This window comes from Alkalihalobacillus alcalophilus ATCC 27647 = CGMCC 1.3604, from assembly GCF_000292245.2.
Lineage (GTDB): Bacteria > Bacillota > Bacilli > Bacillales > Bacillaceae_D > Alkalihalobacillus > Alkalihalobacillus alcalophilus.
On sequence record NZ_ALPT02000081.1, the window covers coordinates 1 to 17,586 of the forward strand.

The following is a 17,586-nucleotide window of genomic DNA, read 5'->3' on the forward strand; positions in this document are numbered from 1 at the left end:
GTTCTTTGTATCCATTCTAGTCGAAACAGACGTACAGCCCTTGAAAAAAACGGATTCATCTATCGGTGTAGATTTAGGCATCACGGACTTTGCGGTTCTTTCTGATGGTCGTAAGATTGACAACAATAAGTTCACATGCAAAATGGAAAAGAGACTAAAACGTGAACAGCGAAAACTTTCAAGACGTGCGTTACATGCTAAAAATAAGGGGATTCATCTATTTGATGCCCAAAACTATCAGAAGCAAAAACGCAAAGTGGCTAGATTGCACGAAAGAGTCAGGAACCAACGAGACGATTTCCTTCACAAGTTAAGTACAGACATCATCAAAAACCACGATGTGATCTGTATCGAAGATTTGAACACCAAAGGAATGTTGCGTAATCATAAATTAGCCAAATCCATCTCGGATGTATCCTGGTCTGCCTTTGTATCGAAATTAGAATACAAAGCAAAATGGTATGGGAAAACCATTGTGAAAATAAGCAGGTGGTATCCATCTAGTCAAATCTGTTCTGAATGTGGACATCAAGAGGGCAAGAAATCTCTTGAAATAAGGGACTGGACGTGTTCTATTTGCGATAAACATCACGATCGAGATATCAATGCCAGCCAAAATATTCTAGCCGAAGGGGTAAGAACCTTCCACTTGGCTTAAACAACATACAGAACCGTAGGAATCGACGGGGATAGCTTGGTCCATAAGAGAAACCTCTGTTGGCAAAGAAAACCGCTGGCAAGTACGCTCTGTTCCCAAGAATCTCCCACTTCAAGCGTTAGCTAAGTGGCGAGTAGTTCAATTTAAATGCTGTTATAAACTATTAGAGATTCGCACCGTAATTTCGGTAAATCGCACGTTTCATTACCTATGATCATTTTTTCGCACCCTAATCCCGGCACAGCACTAGTTTCATTACCTATTCCACCTTTTTCGCACCCTAATCCCGGCACAGCACTAGTTTCATTACTAATCCCAATATATTTCCACTCTAAGCGCTTAACTTTTCAACGTAAAAAATCGATGAGAAACTCCTGCTTCTCATCGATCTAGTCTTTTACTTTTAATTAAACAAACGATCCTCGATCTTCCTTCTTAAAAAACGTCTTCATCGCATGATACACATCGCCTTTTTCCTTAAGAATGTGATGGCGGAAACGTTTGTCGTCGATACTACGATAAGAGCTCATCAAGGTTGAATGACGCGAGTATTGGTTGACTTCTCCATAGCCAAACATACTAGAAACATCCATCAGCTGATTCACAAGCTTTAAGCAGCGAGCATTATCAGATGTTAAATTATCACCATCAGAGAAATGAAAAGGATAAATATTATAACGTGTCGGATCATATTTTTCATCAATGACCTCTAATGCTTTTCGGTAAGCTGACGAACAAATCGTCCCACCACTTTCTCCTTTTGAGAAAAAGTCTTCCTCTGTAACAATTTTCGCTTCGGTATGATGGGCGATAAATTCAATATCAACTGTTTCGTATTTCGAACGTAGAAAGCGAGTCATCCAGAAGAAAAAACTTCTCGCCATATACTTTTCCCAACGTCCCATTGAACCACTTGTATCCATCATTGCAAGTACGACGGCTTTTGATTCTGGTCGTGTCACCTCAGTCCATGTTTTGAAACGCAGGTCGTCATTATTAATAGGAACAATACCTGGTCGTCCTTCTAATGAATTCCGTTTAATCGCTGAGAGAATAGTTCTTCTTTTATCAATGTTGCCCATTAACCCCTTTTTGCGAATGTCATGAAAAGCGACGTCTTCCACAACAAAATCGGCATCTTCTTTCTTTTGCAAATTTGGAAGCTCAAGTTCTTTAAATAACATTTCTTGTAATTCCATAATTGATACTTCCGCTTCAAAATAGTCTTCACCTGCTTGATCACCGGCACCTTGACCTTTCCCCGGCCCTTTTTGTGCTTGACCGTTCGGATCACGTGCCACAACATCGCCGACTTTGCTTTTACCATTTCCTTGCCCGACATGTTTATTCTTATCATAATTATAGCGAATTTTATATTCATCTAGTGACCGAATCGGAATGCGAATGACATCTTTTCCATTGGACATAACGATATTTTCTTCACTGACAAGGTCTGGTAAGTTTTTCTGAATGGCTTCCTGAACCTTCTCTTGGTGTCTACGTTGATCTTGATAGCCTTTACGATGGAGGGTCCAGTTCTCCTGAGACACGACAAAATTGTGGTTATTCCCTTTTTTCAATATGTTTCCCTCCCATTTATTTTTGCTGCTATATAAAATCTCCCAAATCAATCATTCACATGTTGTTAAACTTTCTTTTTCACACATTTTTCAACATCAGCATATACTATCTCGAATTCATTAAGACTGGATAAAAGTGACCTTTTTAAAAGGCTTACTCTATCCTATGCAAACAAGAAGTTTAGTTGCCAATAAATTCTGATAAATCGCTATTGGACAAGCCAATTATTCACTAATTCCTCTTTTCGCCTTCATGTTTCCTATTTTCAAAATCACAAAAAACCCAATTTAGTAAAGCTACATTGGGTTCCTAACACATATCTTCAAATAATCATTTCATAATCCCTACTTCAGTTATAGGCCAAAAACGCAAATCGACTTTCCCCACAATTTCATCCTGATTTATCGGACCGAGGCGCCGACTATCTGTACTATTCGGTCGATTATCCCCTAAGACAAAAACATGATTGTCAGGAATTACACCATAATAATAAAAATCTTGAGTATAGTATGGACCATATTCTTTTTTTCTGTCCTCTAAAAACGGCTCCTCTACTGGCAAACCATCAATATATAAAACATCATCTAAATACATAATCGTCTCACCAGGTAAGCCAATCACTCGCTTAATATAATCATCCTCTTCGTTTGCATGGAAAACAATCATATCGAATCGTTTTGGCTTTAAAAATTCATAGCCTACTTTATTTACTATAAAACGCTCTCCATCATAGGCAGTAGGCATCATTGATTCTCCACTCACTTCATAACTAGCAAATAAAAAAGTACGGATAATAATGGCCAATAATAACGCTAATAAAATCGCTTTTAAACCTTCAATCCAATGGTCTTGTTCGGAATACATCTCGTTCTCCTTTACTTTAACCTTCTTCTATAATTTAACATTTCGAATGCAATTGAACAAGACAAATAGACCTTATGAACTTCATATTTTTCTATTAGGTTGAAACCTTAATCTAAGATTAGTTTCTTGAACGAAAATAACCTCCCTCTGAACGAGATGTTCAAATGAAGGTTATTTCCTCACATTACCTTTTAGCGATTAAGCAAACTTCCGACATAACGTAATAATTCATTAGCTGAAACTGAATTATAACCATGCTCATCAATCAAGCGTGCAATGACCTCATTAATTTTCTTCAACTGTGATTCGTCAGGTGTTTTCGTTGAAGTTGTAATTTTGACAATATCTTTTAAATCAGCGAATAGCTTTTTCTGGATCGCTTCACGTAGACGCTCATGAGAGTTATAATCAAACTTTTTCCCTTTTCTTGCATAGGCAGAAATTCGAATCAATATCTCTTCACGGAATGCCTTTTTCGCATTTTCTGAAATACCAATTTGTTCTTCAATCGAACGCATCAACTTCTCATCTGGTGTCATTTCTTCCCCAGTTAATGGGTCGCGTAATTTATTTTTATTACAATACGCCTCGACATTGTCTAAGTAGTTATCCATTAAGGTCACAGCGGATTCATCATAAGAATAGACAAACGCTTTTTGCACTTCACTTTTCGCAAGGGCATCATATTCTTTTCTTGCCGTCGAGATAAAATCACGATAGCGCTCACGGTCCTCTTTTGTAATCGAGGCGTGTTGGTCAAGTCCTTCTTTAATAGAACGAAGCACATCTAAAGCATTTATCGATGTTAATTGCTTCCGAATAATAGCAGAAGAAATCCGATTAATGACATAACGAGGGTCAATTCCACTCATTCCTTCATCAGGATACTCCTCCTTTAATTCCTGTAAGTCTTGAAGGTTAAAGCCTTCTACATTTTCACCATCATATAATCTCATCTTCTTTACTAAATCAATACCTTGCTTTTTAGGCTCTTTCAATCTCGTTAATATCGTAAAAATCGCTGCCACCCTTAACGCATGTGGAGCAATATGAACATGTGATAGATCACTATCTTCAATCATTTTTTTATAAATTCGTTCTTCCTCTGTAACCCGAAGATTATAAGGAACCTTCATCACAATAATACGCGAGTGTAGGGCTTCATTTTTTTTATTTGAAATAAATGACTTATACTCCGATTCATTCGTATGAGCCACAATTAACTCATCCGCACTAATTAAAGCAAATCGTCCTGCTTTGAAATTACCTTCCTGTGTTAATGAAAGCAAGTGCCATAAGAATTTTTCATCACATTTTAACATCTCTTGAAATTCCATCATCCCTCGGTTCGCTTTATTCAGCTCCCCGTCAAACCTGTATGCACGTGGGTCGGATTCAGATCCATATTCAGCAATCGTTGAAAAGTCAATACTACCTGTTAAATCGGCAATGTCTTGAGACTTTGGATCAGATGGACTAAACGTACCAATACCTGTTCGTTTATCTTCAGAGAAAAAGATTCGCTCAACCATAACATCTTCAATTCGTCCCCCGTACTCCTCTTCCAACCTCATCATATTTAATGGAGACAAATTCCCTTCAATTTTAATGCCGTATTCCTCTTGAAAATCCTTCCTTAAATGCTGTGGAACAAGATGAAGTGGGTCTTCATGCATCGGACAACCTTTAATCGCAAAAACCGCTCCACCTTCCGTTCTAGAATATTTTTCTAATCCCCTTTTTAACATCGTGACAAGAGTCGATTTCCCTCCACTGACGGGTCCCATTAATAATAAAATCCGCTTTCTGACGTCCAATCGTTTAGCAGCAGAGTGGAAATACTCCTCCACTAAACGTTCAATGGATTCTTCTAACCCATAAATCTGATCTTTAAAAAACAAATATTCCTTATTCCCATCAACCTCTTCTACGCCAGCATCCTTTATCATGTGATAGACACGTGAATGTGCAGTTTGAGCCACCCATGGCTTTTCCTTAAGCAATTGCAAATAATCAGCAAATGTCCCTTCCCACTTCAAACGCTCTTCTTCTTCTCGGTATTTTTCAATTTTTTTTAATATCTCCATTTCACGTACCTCCATCCTCGTGGTCAAGTGCGAGATTAATAAAACTTATGCAATGCTGAACATGAACATGCATCCCTTTTCAAAAAGCAATGTCCTAATTTTTTATGACAACTATTTTTAAATTCCTTTAAAAAGTTTCAGAAAAAGAACTACATACCCGCTAAATCAGTCATGCTACAATAGTTAAAAAGAATGAAGAGAGGACTTTTAGAATGAAGATGGGGACTGGCTGGTTTATGACTTTCCTTATGCTAGCAGGACTTTTATTTTTATTAACAGAAACAGCATCAGAATTATTAGCAGCGAAGTCATTAGAAACCGTCATTAATGAAAGAGTCAACTTAACAGACATTGAATTAACTCAAAACAGTTATATATTAGAACAACATTCTCAAATTATCTCTGAAATATATTCGGATGAAAACCGAATATATTTACCTTATGAGGCCATTCCTCAAACTTTTATTGACGCTTTTATTGCGACAGAGGATCACCGTTTTTTTGAACACCAAGGCTATGATTTGCCCTCGATCTTTCGAGCCGTTAGCGTTAATTTTAAAAATAATGACATTGAGGAAGGAGCTAGTACGATTACGCAACAGCTCGTACGCAACTTATATTTATCTCACGATGTAAGTTATGAACGGAAATTTACAGAAGTCCTCTATGCATCTAAAATGGAAAAAAAATATACAAAAGAAGAAATTATTGAACTTTATTTAAATACAATCTTTTTTCACAACCGAGTCTACGGAATTGAGTCTGCGAGTCAATTTTATTTCAGTAAATCAAGCGACCAATTATCATTGGCTGAGGTTGCTTTTTTAACTGCCGTACCAAACAATCCATCGTATTATAATCCGCTCAACCATAGTGATAGAACTCATTTAAGAAAAGATTGGGTCCTAGAAAAAATGGCGGAATATGGAGCGGTTGACGCTAAGCAATTAGAGAAAGCAAAACAAGAAGAAATTGTTTTAAATGTTAAAGAACGCATCGATTTATTTCCTGATTATGTTACCTTTGTCCTCGATGAATTTACTGATTTGATTGCGACTAATGAAGGGTATTTAACACAAATGGAAAAAGCAGAAACAGAGGAGGGGCGTCAAGAAATATCCGCTCAATTAAACGAACGGGTTAATGAAGTCATGAACCAAGGTATTCAGATCAAAACCGCTCTCGATTCCAATATTCAACATAAAGCAATCCAAGCATTTGAGACTCATCTCGGACAAACTGATATTCAAGGGGCTGCTACTGTCATTGACCATCAAAATGATACGATCCTTGCCATCACAGGAGGGAGGAATTATCAAAAATTTGATTTCCACCGTGGCTTTCAAAGCTTTAGACAGCCTGGTTCAGCCTTGAAACCTTTACTCGTATTCGCTCCTTATTTAGAAGAGTCAGGGGCTTCACTTGCAACAACAGTCAATGCAAACAATGTTTGTTATGTTCAAAATGGAAGAGATTATTGTCCTAAAAACTATGGTGGTGGTGAGTATGGACATGTAACGCTCACTCAAGCCTTTCAACATTCCTATAACACTCCAGTGATAAGATTAATGGATCAAATCGGTATAAACACAGCCTTTTCTTATTTAGAACCTTTTTCATTTGAAAAAGTTGTTGAGCAGGACTACCAACTCGCTTCAGCTATTGGTGGCCTCACTTATGGCTTTTCCCCTTTAGAGATGACTCGAGCTTATTCAAGTTTTGCTAAAAAAGGGAGCTACACCCCTGCCCGTGCAATCGAATTTGTGACAGACTTAGAGGGTAATCGCTTGTATGAATGGGAAAAACGTGAAACTAATGTTTGGAGTGAGGAAACAAATGAAAAAATGCGCGCCCTGCTTGCAGCCGTCATCACGAGTGGAACAGGACAGAGAGCCGCTTTCTCCACCTCTTATATTGGAGGCAAAACAGGAACAACGAACAATTATTATGATCTCTGGTTTGTAGGCTTAACAGAAGACTATACAGCGGGTGTTTGGATCGGCAAAGATATTGGAGCAAGTTTATTAAATGTCAATTCACGCCAACCTCAAATCTCGATTTGGAAAGATATCGTCCAACCATAGCTGAAACAAGGCGTTCAACTTAGCAAATGAAATAGAGGCTGAGACATAACTGACTAAAGAAAGTAGAAAATGAGTCAAATGACATATTTGGGTTATTTACCGGTTCCATGTTTCTCCGTTATAAGCCTTGTCACTTCACTCTATTACCTACAAGTATAAATACAGAGATTACCCTGTACCCTAGCGGACGGAAACATGCGGAGACTCCCGTGGGAAGTAGTGGCAGAACCGAAATCCACTAGCGAAGCTAGTTAGTTCGGTGCCACCCCACAGGACGCGGAGCATGATTTTCGGGAGCGGTGAATAGAGCTCAACACATGGCTACTCATTATCTCTCTAATAAAATTAATGAAAGCCGGTGAAATTTCACCGGCTTTTTCATATCAGAGAAAGGTTTTGTCCCAACCTCCAATAAAAAAAACAGTTTACCCCATTTTGGAGTATCACCAGAGTGTCTTTTAGCCTTCTTTATTAAGGCAAGCTTGCAATAAAGCTATTATAAAGCTTGATTGCCGCATATAAAATCAACAGTAAAAAACCAGTCCAAAAAATAACATGGAAAAAGACCATCCCACACATTCCAATAAAGGAAATCGAATCACTTACTTTATAAACAAAATAAGTAAAATAAATAAAACAAGCGAGGATAAATAGTATGAGTAGCCATAACCAAGAATAAGCTAAAAACAACGAAATAATTCCACAAAGTAAAAATATCCACGAACCCGTCCGAACTTTTATAAGCTCCTTTCCCTCTTCATCCTTTGAGAAAAAAAGCATCGATAATTGAAAAACGGTATCCGCAATTAATTTTAAAGCGGAAAAAACCATAAAGAAAATTAATACTAGTAAAAATAATAATGTTAATTTAATCCCATTTTCTGAAAAGAATTCTCTCATGCCGTCATATAAGCCATAATCGACTAATTGCTCTAAAATAAATCCTTGCACATATAAAGCAAACGACAAGCTAAAGAGCATAATTGAAATTAAAGGAAAATGACTCGTAATATAACGATTGGACACTCTTATGTCCCCCTAATCTATTTCTCTTTACATAATGTACATTGTTTTTGGAAACGATAATGATAATGATTTTGTCAAAATTAAGCTTGATAATCCATTTCTTTTTCTTTCTTAATCCTTTATAATAGTCATAGTTAACTTTTCCAGTGTGCTCAATAAATTCGATAAAGTTTCACTGAATACTTTATACGATTTGAATGGAACCTGTACATAAAGGGAGGCATATTTATCATGAATACACTTTTAATCCTTGGTGTCAGTGTTGTTTTTCTAATTGCTATCTTTACAGCCGGTTATGAAGACAACCCACACAAGAAGTAACAAAAGAAAAAGGTAGGGACAAAACTACCTAAAAAAGAGTTGGATGACTAAAATGATGGTCATCTAACTTTTTTTATTGTAAATTCCTTATTTTATATTCAAATAAGAATGGAAGGGTTCAGAAGTATCAAAGGATAAACCCTCTATCTTAGTGGACGAAAACATGCGGAGACTCCCGTGGGAGCTAGTGGCAAGGCCGAAATCCACTAGTGAAACTAGTTAGTTCGGCGCCACCCCACAGGACGCGGAGCATGATTTTCGGGAACGGTGAGTAGAACACTATTCACTGCAATTCCAATAAATATAACCTGCTTTACGTATCAGAGGAGTTTTTTTCAAAGCCTCTTTCATTTAAGAAAAGCTTTAACTATTTCCTTATATTAGGACAGACCTTTAAACCCTTGCTGGCGAATCGCTTCGTATATGATAATTGCTGCTGTATTCGACAAGTTTAAAGAGCGAATTTTATCCGTCTGAGGAATTCTGAAGCATCTATCTTTATGCTGCTCAATAATTTCACGTGGAATCCCCGTTGTTTCACGACCAAAAATAAAGAAATGATCTTTTTGTTCATCCGTATAATCAAATTCACTATAATTTTTTGTTCCAAATGTCTCAATAAAATAAAACTCTCCCTGTGAATATGTAGTAAACAATTCATCTAATGAATCGTAATAATTAATTTTGACATCTGGCCAATAATCACAGCCAGCCCTTTTTAACATCTTATCTTCTGTCGAAAAGCCTAATGGCCTAATTAAATGCAGTGTCGTATTTGTTCCGACACAAGTACGTGCAATATTTCCTGTATTTGCTGGAATTTCTGGCTGATAAAGAACAACATGTAAACCCAAATTAAGCACTCCTCTTCTTACATGAACTAAATAAAACTCATTATACCTATTATAGCAAATGAGTTTCAACTAAACAGATGCTTTTTCAAATTGAATTGGAGGCGACAGAAATCTTTTATCTTCTCCCCCGTCGCCTAATAATCCAATGTCACTCACTCCTTCCCCACTTCAAAAAATTAAGCCTTTAATCATCCAATATATGAAAAAATTTGTATTTAATTTCTGGAGTCCATGCGGTTGAATCTTCGTAAGCCCAGTAGCGCATTCGACTATTAGTCGTTTGGGCATTGACAAGAGGTTCCCCATTAAAGTCCTTCGCTACAACGATCGTATTATGTTGCCAGACACCATCACCATCAAAATCATAACAAATAACATCACCAGGAATTAACTCACGGGCACTAGACTTTTCCTGTCCCCGAAGTCCCACCGTCGATCCACTTAAGTACCATCTAAATGAATGTGCCACTGACCAACTAAAGCTCCAATTATTATTTTGATACCACCAACCATTTGAACGATTAGGATACCCTCTCATTGGGGCACCGCCCGCCCTCATACATTGAGAAATAAAATTCGTACAGTTATCGGTGAATTTTCGATATTCCGGATTATAATCATTCCACCAAAGTTCTGCGTATCGAACTGCCTCCATTCGATTAAAAGGAGCCCGCTCATCTTTTTTGAAGTGCTGCCGTTTTTGTTCATCTTCCTTTTGTCTCATTAGTGGTAAAGGTTGATGCTCAGATAAAAAGGGAAGCGCTCTCTTTTGCAATAAATCTACATTAGTTAAAGGTTTCTCCTCTCCACCTCGAGTCGCTTGACGTTTCTCCTGATGATAAGGAGGTATGAATTCACGGTCATCAACTAATTGCTTTTTTTCAAAAATCGCCTTCCGATATTCTACCTTCTCCTCTAAATAAAGCTTCCCTCTTTGTTTATAGAGCTGCTCATAATGAGAAGCATAGAAAAAATGGGTTTGTAAATCAAGCTTATTCTTTGAGAGAATCTTCCCTTTTACATGAGAACGAACAAGTTCAACCCCACGCCTCTCGTTTGATTCTCTCTTTCTTTCTAATAAATCCAATTCCCCAGGTACAATAAAAAAGTCTTCCTTTTGAAGAAAACCACGATTACGATCATCAATTAATTTTTTAATTTTTGTTCAAGCAACCGTATCACCTCACTTTTTAAAACCTTATGAGCTAAAGTCTCAAATCATGAACAGAGTGTTTTTCACCAAAAAAAAGAACCTCTACATAAAGAGGTCCCCAACTTGTTTATTTATGAAGATAACTTCGCTAATGAGCCTTCAAGCATAAGTAAGTGCTCTTTTTTATCAAGACCGCCACCATAACCAACCATATTTCCATTACTACCAATCACTCGGTGGCAAGGAATAATAATTGGAAGTGGATTTTGATTATTGGCTCCTCCAATGGCTCGAACTGCTTTTGGAGATCCAATCATTTCAGCAACCGCTTTATAAGAACTAGTCTCTCCATATTCAATCTTCATTAAGGCATTCCAAACCTTTTGTTGAAAAGCGGTACCATGTAAATCAATCGCTACATCAAAATATTTTCTTTCCCCATTAAAATATTCATTTAACTGCTTTTTTACTTCCGTTAATGTATCATTACACGAGACATATTCACCTTTTAAGCCAAGCTTTTTTAATCGTGCATTTAATGATGCTGTGCTTTTGTCAAAACTACCAAAATGGATATGACACACGCCTTTATCTGTTGCTAAAATCGTTAGTGGACCGATAGGACTATTCATTTCATCTTGAAATATGCAGTTTTGCGTCGTCATAATATCCCTTCTTTCCTACTCGTTTGTTCCTACTGATTTTACCTCAAACATTCATTTGATTTCCATCAGTAAAATTCGTATTTTCAAGCAAATTCAGCCCTTTTTCTATTTCTACTAACACCTGTTCATCTTTTTCCTTCTCTTTGGCTGTTTTAAGCCAAATCTCTCCTTCTACATGACCGATCTTCCCTATAGCCCAAGCAGCTGTGCCTCGAATAACAGGCCTCGGATCTTCTTTCAACAATTTTTTTAACACTGGCAAAGCGTTTTTATCTTTAAAATGTCCTAAAGCTAAAATCGCATTTCTTTGTATCGGTTTTTTCCCTCTCCACGCTCCCGACACATGGCCAAACTTTTCTTTAAATTCTCTATTGCTCATTGTTAATAATGGGATTAATTTCGGTTTCGCTATTTCCGGGTCAGGTTCAAGTTCGGGATGACGGTGTTCATCAATCCCCTTATTTTTAGGACAAACTTGCTGACATGTATCACAACCATAGAGGCGATTTCCGATCTTTTTCCGGTACTCATCCGCAATAAATCCTTTTGTTTGTGTAAGAAATGCGACACATTTTTGTGAATCCAATTGTCCACCTTGTATAAGTGCTCCGGTTGGACATGCATCAATACACTTCGTACAGCTCCCACATTGGTCAGTAATCGGGGTATCAGGTTCAATCGCAACCGTTGTAATAATATTTCCTAAGTAAACATAGCTTCCAAATTCAGGAGTGATTATTGCACAATTTTTAGCACTCCAACCAATCCCCGCTCGTTCGGCTACTGCTCGATCTGAGAGCACTCCCGTATCAACCATTGAGACCGTTTTAGCATCTGGAACTTTCGCTTTAATAAATTCCTCTACTTTTCCTAAACGCTCTCTTAGAACGTCATGATAGTCCATCCCCCCATGAAGCCCGACAGAAAATGCCTCTTCTTTCTTCTTTTGTGCTCTTAGGTGGATTTTTCATTTTAGATGGATATGCTACAGCAATTGAAATAATTGTTTGAGCTTTCGGTAATGTTAACGATGGATCGACTCTTTTCTCAATATCAGACTCTTCAAATCCTGATTGATAGCCTAATTCCCTTTGTTTAATAAGTCGCTCTTTTAATGTAGTAAAGGGATCAGCTGAGGCAAAACCAATTTTATCAATCCCGATACTGACACTATATGCAAGCAGCTCTTTTTTTAACTGGGCGTTTATCATTTCATTTTCACCTTACTTCTAAAAAATCTCGAAACATTAAGTATAACAAACTTTCCAAATGGTCCTTAACACAATTTATGGTAGAATATGAACAAAACGCTAAGGAGGCTACGAATGATTTCTTATAAAATCGATCCGACACTTTTTACTCATATCCCTACTTTCAAAATAGGTTTGGTTACATACCATCATATCGTGATTAGTGATTCACCTCAAATGTTAAAAGGAAGACTACAATTTTTTCAAGAAACATTAAGAATCGATTTAGAAGATAAACCTATCACAGACTTCCCTGGCATCATCAGCTGGCGTGAAACATTCAAAAAACTAAGTATTTCTCCATCAAAGTATCGTCCTTCATCAGAGGCTTTATTCCGTCGCATCAAAAAAGGGGAATTTATATCAGCTGTTCATTCAGCTGTTGATATAAATAACTTTTTCTCGTTAAAATATGAAATTCCTATCGGGATTTATAATTTGGAGCAAATCGAAGGAAATATCGTCATCCGTTTAGGGAAAGAGTCAGACAAATATTTCGGCTTAAATGGACGTGAACAATCAATGAGTGGAAAATTAATAAGCTCAGATGAGGCTGGAGCTTTTGGCAGTCCGATTGTCGACTCCAAAAAAACGAAAACAACTGTAGATACAACAAACGCTATCCAAATCTTTTATTTACGCTCCGAAATGTCGGAAGAAGAATCATTAGAACTTCTTCATGCAAGTGCCAAGATGTTTGAACAAATCCATGGTGGTACGTCTACTGTCACTCTTTTAAGCTCATCAAAGAATAGTGTGATCGTTTAATTTTTTTGAGTTTATGGTTTATTATTTCTCATTTGAGGGAACATGTATATTGAGAACAATTAATCTAGCTACGCCCGTTAGAAGCTCGAGAAAAATCGGGCGTCCTATCAAGTCAAAATGCGACTTTTTAGTCCGCCCTGTATTTTTTCTCGCTTCTAGGCAAACAGGCTTCGCTTTATAATTAAGGAGGACGATTAAATGAGTCACGATAAAGTATCAACTATTTTAAACAAACAAGTAGCAAACTGGAGTGTTCTATTTATCAAATTGCATAACTACCATTGGTATGTTAAAGGTCCTCAATTTTTCACGTTACACGAGAAATTTGAAGAATTATATAATGAAGCAGCTACACATATTGATGAGATAGCAGAACGACTCTTAGCGATAAAAGGAAAACCGGTCGCAACGATGCAGGAGTACTTGGAAACAGCCTCTGTTAAAGAAGCAAAAAAAGAGTTAACAGCAGATGATATGGTATCCGATATTGTCGAGGACTTTAATATCCTCATCGATGAATTAAAAGAAGGAATGGAAGCTGCTGAAGAATTAGGCGACGAAACAAGTGCTGACATGTTACTTGCAATCCACCAATCATTAGAAAAACATAACTGGATGTTACGCTCATTTTTAAAATAAAATGACATTTAAAAAAACGATAATCGGGGACAGAGCCGATTATCGTTTTTTGAATGCTTTGGATGAGATGGATTCCCACTTGTCTCCTCCTGACACATTTCCATAAAACTAATAAATCATTTTTCCTAAAGGACCTTGCTCATCAATAATATCTTCAAGTGCATAGACCGAAATTGGAAAATACGTCAGTCCATATACATAAGCTTGGAGCTCATATAATTGAAAATAAATAACGAGCGATTTATCAGCTACATAAAAATATTGATTTGGATGAATGCCTTTAAATTCATTTAGCAAATCCATATCCCGTGACTTAATCTGTTCTCGAATTAAATGATTAATTCGTTCCTGATATTTGGCTCCCTTTTTAAATAAATCTTTTAATGCATATACTTTCCCACTCTCAACATCCATCGTTAAAGAGCGAACCATTGTCAGACCATGTGCTCCACCTGAATAAGAGTAATGACTATTCGTCAAGCTCAAAATATTTTGTTGGTTATTTTTCAAATCAAATCCACCTGTTATTTCAGTTTGAGGGTTTTCTAAATAACCTTGCTTCCGAATCATCCGATACACTTGAGTTTCAATTCGTTCATTTAAATTTTTTTCAATCGTTCGATTAGATAAACCTGTAATCTGTGGAAAATAAATATCTATCCTTGGCTCGACAATATGTCTTGATTTAATTCCAACCGGCAAAATGGAAGTATTCACCAGAATTTCCCCCTTCATTATACAATCTAAATAGGCTACTGTTCATATGTATGCAGCTTTCTCTCTCATATTGTACAAATCAAAGGATTCACCAAAATAATCGAAATTTTCTTATCTTTCTGTGGTATGATTGGAAAAATCTAATCTATCGGAGGTTAAATTATGATTGTAGAAGCTGTATTTTTATTTATTAAATCTGGACAGGAGGAAAGTTTTGAACAAAGCTTTTCAGAAGCAGCCCCCATTATTTCGAGCATGAATGGTTATCTTTCACACCGCCTGCAACGCTGCCTAGAAACAAAAGGAAAGTATTTATTAACAGTCGAATGGGAACGATTAAAAGATCATACAATTGGCTTTAGACAATCACCAGAATATCTAAACTGGAAAGAAAAACTCCACCATTATTACGAGCCTTTTCCAGAGGTTGAACATTTTACGATTATTCATTCGTAAATAGGGTGCCATTCTAAAAAACACTTGTAGTTAGTACTTGTCTTATTGTGTCTACTCCACTAACTGCATGCCCACAGCAATAGCAGGTGAGCCGGGAGCCTCTCGCCATGGTGCGGGGTCTCCCGTGTTTCACTATTGTACCCCCTGAAAAAGTCCTTTTGTTTTTTTAGAGAAGGCTGGGGCAAAACCCATCTTTGACATAAAAAAGCCGGTGAAATTTGACCAGCTTTCATCCATTTTATTAGAGAGATAATGAATAGCCATGTGTTGAGCTCTATTCACCGCTCCCGAAAATCATGCTCCGCTAGAGGACAGGGTAATCTCCATTTTTTACTTTCTAAAGCCTAGTTATGTCCCAGCCTCTCTCTTTTTCGTATATAATGCATGTACTAATTCTGTACAGGTGATGTTAAAATGATTAAAGGACAAGACTCCATCCCTCTTAGCCCATATATGGCACTCTATGATCTTGTGGTACCTAAAGACAATATGCTTCGTAAAATGAATGAACAAGTCGATTGTCCTCTTTGTTATGCATGAATACAGCTACAAACTACAAGAATTTCGCTCTCATTAAGAACCTTAAACATGAAACCATTATCCTAGGCAAAGAGAGATATATTAAAAAAGGCATAGTCTTTGATTATTGTGAGATTAAATATTTTTCTTTGAAAATTGGACTCAGTTCACTCCATACATCAAACTTATTATTATCTAAATCATAAAAAACAAAATTTCTACCAGAGTGTCCTCTATTTTCAATGTCTCCAACTCTTATCTCATTCTCAATAAAACCCTTACGAACCGCTTCCAGTGCATCTAATCCATTCACTTCAAAAGTTAAAGAAAAACGTTCTTGACCAAAAATATCTATGAAATTAGAACTTTGATTTTCAATTGATTTAACTAAAAAAATACTTTGATTAGCAAGATCTAAAATCGCTTTGTCTTCATCTTTATAATTTAACTCCGCACCTAATTTATTTACATACCAATCAGATGAGATTTCTACATTGGTTACTGGAATATAAGTAGTTCCAATCCTCAATAATTTTTCACTCATATTTAAAGCCCCCCTAATTTTTTACAACAAAAACTCAATTCTCTTTATGGACATTTCTCCTTCTAACCTTCTATTGCTTATTCTGATTTATTTAAACTACTTCTTTTTGAAGTAAACTGCCCGTTAGTTGAATAATAAATATATAGCTAATGATACTGTAAAAAAGTAAATAAATCCCTTTACTTTTTTCAGTCGTTTTCAAGATTTAAAACATAATTGATTGGCCTTTATAATCATAATACGTATGGTGTGTGTCGAAAGGTTTTGTTCCTTCTATCCAATTTAAAATTTCATCAGCTACATCAGTTATTTCAGAATTCACCCTGTAGCCACTAAACGGTTTCTGAATAGAGCCCGGATGAATGGAAAGCACATTTAAATCAGGATATCCTTTTTTCAGTTTTTCCGAAAACATGTTTAAGGCCGCTTTCGACATGCCATAAAAATAGTCACCTCGACTTGCATTAGAAATACTACCTTGCTCGGATGAAATATTTATGCATGAACGATTTCTCCCTGATAATAACGGGAAAAAGTGCTTAACAACACGCATTGGTCCAATAGAATTAACTTCAAAAGCAACAATCGCCTCATCAAAGTTCAAATTTTCAAGCTCACTCTCTCTAGAAATAAAAATACCTGCACTATTAACAATCGAATCTAAATGAATCCCCCAATTTTGAACTTCTTTTTTTCCCTCATTTAAAGACTTCTCACTCGTAACATCCAAATATAACAACCGAACCTGGTCCGGATGTTGATTAATTAATTCCTTTAATTCTCTCAATTTCGAATGAGGCGAACGAACAGCAGCAATCATCGTATGACCTCGTTCAACTCCTTTTTGAACAAGAGCCAAGCCTAACCCTCTGTTTGAACCAGTCACAAGAATATTCATTTTAATCCCCCATCTCTTTTATTAATCAAAAACAAGGAACACCTATACTCAAACTCACACCTGTTATATAATAATATTCTCTTTATTCTGAAAATTTTCCTTCCCTTTTATAAAAGTTCAATGTAGATTAACTGACATTGAACTACTCGCCACTTAGCTAACGCTTGAAGTGGGAGATTCTTGGGAACAGAGCGTACTTGCCAGCCGATTTCTTTGCCGACAGAGGTTTCTCTTATGGACCAAGCTATCCCCGTCGATTCCTACGGTTCTGGATGTTGTTTTAAGCCGTGTGGAAGGTTCTTAACCCTTCAGCTAGAATATTTTGGCTGGCATTGATATCTCGATCGTGATGTTTATCGCAAATAGGACACGTCCAATCCCTTATTTCAAGAGATTTCTTGCCGTCTTGATGTCCACATTCGGAACAGATTTGACTAGATGGATACCACCTGCTTATTTTCACGATGGTTTTCCCGTACCATTTTGCTTTGTATTCTAAATT

The 17,586-nt window shown here is 36.8% G+C and carries 17 protein-coding genes and 2 pseudogenes; 7 read left to right on the top strand and 12 right to left on the bottom strand.

Features of this window, described 5'->3' with window-relative positions:
* The coding region (locus BALCAV_RS17085; protein ID WP_040324160.1) for an RNA-guided endonuclease TnpB family protein at nucleotides 1-658 on the top strand (658 nt) is incomplete at its 5' end.
* A gap of 407 nt (nucleotides 659-1,065) precedes the next feature.
* Here BALCAV_RS17085 and yhbH read toward each other — a convergent pair.
* The 3 genes from yhbH to BALCAV_RS17100 form a co-directional block, all read right to left on the bottom strand.
* Nucleotides 1,066-2,238, bottom strand: coding sequence for a sporulation protein YhbH (yhbH, locus tag BALCAV_RS17090; RefSeq protein WP_003324516.1), 1,173 nt, complete (start codon nucleotides 2,236-2,238; stop codon nucleotides 1,066-1,068).
* Between the two features lie 331 nt (nucleotides 2,239-2,569).
* Complete coding sequence (gene lepB, locus BALCAV_RS17095; RefSeq protein ID WP_003324517.1) at nucleotides 2,570-3,103, bottom strand: signal peptidase I; 534 nt, start codon at nucleotides 3,101-3,103, stop codon at nucleotides 2,570-2,572.
* 191 nt (nucleotides 3,104-3,294) lie between these two features.
* Complete coding sequence (locus BALCAV_RS17100) at nucleotides 3,295-5,190, bottom strand: PrkA family serine protein kinase (protein ID WP_003324518.1); 1,896 nt, start codon at nucleotides 5,188-5,190, stop codon at nucleotides 3,295-3,297.
* Nucleotides 5,191-5,402: 212 nt separating this feature from the next.
* Here BALCAV_RS17100 and BALCAV_RS17105 point away from each other — a divergent pair, with 212 nt between their 5' ends.
* Entirely contained in the window at nucleotides 5,403-7,274 is a 1,872-nt protein-coding gene (locus BALCAV_RS17105) for a transglycosylase domain-containing protein (RefSeq protein WP_003324519.1), read from the top strand.
* A 471-nt stretch (nucleotides 7,275-7,745) separates the two neighbouring features.
* Here BALCAV_RS17105 and BALCAV_RS17110 read toward each other — a convergent pair whose 3' ends face one another.
* The 5 genes and pseudogenes from BALCAV_RS17110 to queG all read right to left on the bottom strand — a co-directional run bounded on the left by BALCAV_RS17110 (nucleotide 7,746) and on the right by queG (nucleotide 12,504).
* The gene (locus BALCAV_RS17110; RefSeq protein ID WP_003320786.1) at nucleotides 7,746-8,300 is read right to left on the bottom strand and encodes a YufK family protein; all 555 of its coding nucleotides are present in this window, start codon (nucleotides 8,298-8,300) and stop codon (nucleotides 7,746-7,748) included.
* A 701-nt stretch (nucleotides 8,301-9,001) separates the two neighbouring features.
* A complete protein-coding gene (trmL, locus tag BALCAV_RS17115; protein ID WP_003324591.1) occupies nucleotides 9,002-9,475 on the bottom strand; it encodes a tRNA (uridine(34)/cytosine(34)/5-carboxymethylaminomethyluridine(34)-2'-O)-methyltransferase TrmL in 474 nt (157 codons plus the stop codon).
* Between the two features lie 184 nt (nucleotides 9,476-9,659).
* Nucleotides 9,660-10,562: an amidase domain-containing protein gene (locus tag BALCAV_RS22865; RefSeq protein ID WP_235213135.1), complete on the bottom strand. Its 903-nt coding sequence runs from the start codon at nucleotides 10,560-10,562 to the stop codon at nucleotides 9,660-9,662.
* Between the two features lie 197 nt (nucleotides 10,563-10,759).
* Nucleotides 10,760-11,293 carry a methylated-DNA--[protein]-cysteine S-methyltransferase gene (locus tag BALCAV_RS17125; RefSeq protein ID WP_003324588.1) on the bottom strand — a complete coding sequence of 178 codons (534 nt, stop codon included), beginning with the start codon at nucleotides 11,291-11,293 and terminating at the stop codon, nucleotides 10,760-10,762.
* A gap of 43 nt (nucleotides 11,294-11,336) precedes the next feature.
* A pseudogene (gene queG / locus BALCAV_RS17130) lies at nucleotides 11,337-12,504 on the bottom strand (tRNA epoxyqueuosine(34) reductase QueG).
* Between the two features lie 114 nt (nucleotides 12,505-12,618).
* On the opposite strand from queG, the gene BALCAV_RS17135 reads away from it, so the two are divergent.
* Complete coding sequence (locus tag BALCAV_RS17135; protein ID WP_003324586.1) at nucleotides 12,619-13,311, top strand: B3/B4 domain-containing protein; 693 nt, start codon at nucleotides 12,619-12,621, stop codon at nucleotides 13,309-13,311.
* 198 nt (nucleotides 13,312-13,509) lie between these two features.
* Nucleotides 13,510-13,950 carry a Dps family protein gene (locus tag BALCAV_RS17140; RefSeq protein WP_003323438.1) on the top strand — a complete coding sequence of 147 codons (441 nt, stop codon included), beginning with the start codon at nucleotides 13,510-13,512 and terminating at the stop codon, nucleotides 13,948-13,950.
* Between the two features lie 108 nt (nucleotides 13,951-14,058).
* Here BALCAV_RS17140 and BALCAV_RS17145 read toward each other — a convergent pair whose 3' ends face one another.
* Nucleotides 14,059-14,667 (bottom strand): DUF3298 and DUF4163 domain-containing protein, encoded by a 609-nt coding sequence (locus BALCAV_RS17145; RefSeq protein WP_003323439.1) that lies wholly within the window; start codon nucleotides 14,665-14,667, stop codon nucleotides 14,059-14,061.
* Between the two features lie 162 nt (nucleotides 14,668-14,829).
* Here BALCAV_RS17145 and BALCAV_RS17150 point away from each other — a divergent pair, with 162 nt between their 5' ends.
* The 3 genes and pseudogenes from BALCAV_RS17150 to BALCAV_RS22160 form a co-directional block, all read left to right on the top strand.
* Complete coding sequence (locus tag BALCAV_RS17150) at nucleotides 14,830-15,123, top strand: antibiotic biosynthesis monooxygenase family protein (RefSeq protein WP_003323440.1); 294 nt, start codon at nucleotides 14,830-14,832, stop codon at nucleotides 15,121-15,123.
* A 414-nt stretch (nucleotides 15,124-15,537) separates the two neighbouring features.
* On the top strand, nucleotides 15,538-15,663 hold the full coding sequence (locus BALCAV_RS23140; protein ID WP_003322574.1) for a hypothetical protein: 126 nt from the start codon (nucleotides 15,538-15,540) through the stop codon (nucleotides 15,661-15,663).
* Nucleotides 15,645-15,758: pseudogene (locus BALCAV_RS22160) on the top strand (IS1595 family transposase); the annotation flags it as partial. The gene BALCAV_RS23140 and the pseudogene BALCAV_RS22160, both read left to right, overlap by 19 nt.
* An 8-nt stretch (nucleotides 15,759-15,766) precedes the next feature.
* Here BALCAV_RS22160 and BALCAV_RS17160 read toward each other — a convergent pair.
* The 3 genes from BALCAV_RS17160 to BALCAV_RS21795 all read right to left on the bottom strand — a co-directional run.
* A complete protein-coding gene (locus BALCAV_RS17160) occupies nucleotides 15,767-16,186 on the bottom strand; it encodes a VOC family protein (protein WP_003322573.1) in 420 nt (139 codons plus the stop codon).
* A 205-nt stretch (nucleotides 16,187-16,391) separates the two neighbouring features.
* Complete coding sequence (locus BALCAV_RS17165) at nucleotides 16,392-17,084, bottom strand: SDR family NAD(P)-dependent oxidoreductase (RefSeq protein ID WP_003322571.1); 693 nt, start codon at nucleotides 17,082-17,084, stop codon at nucleotides 16,392-16,394.
* 280 nt (nucleotides 17,085-17,364) lie between these two features.
* A partial coding sequence (locus tag BALCAV_RS21795; RefSeq protein WP_152563063.1) for a zinc ribbon domain-containing protein occupies nucleotides 17,365-17,586 on the bottom strand: 222 nt, incomplete at its 5' end.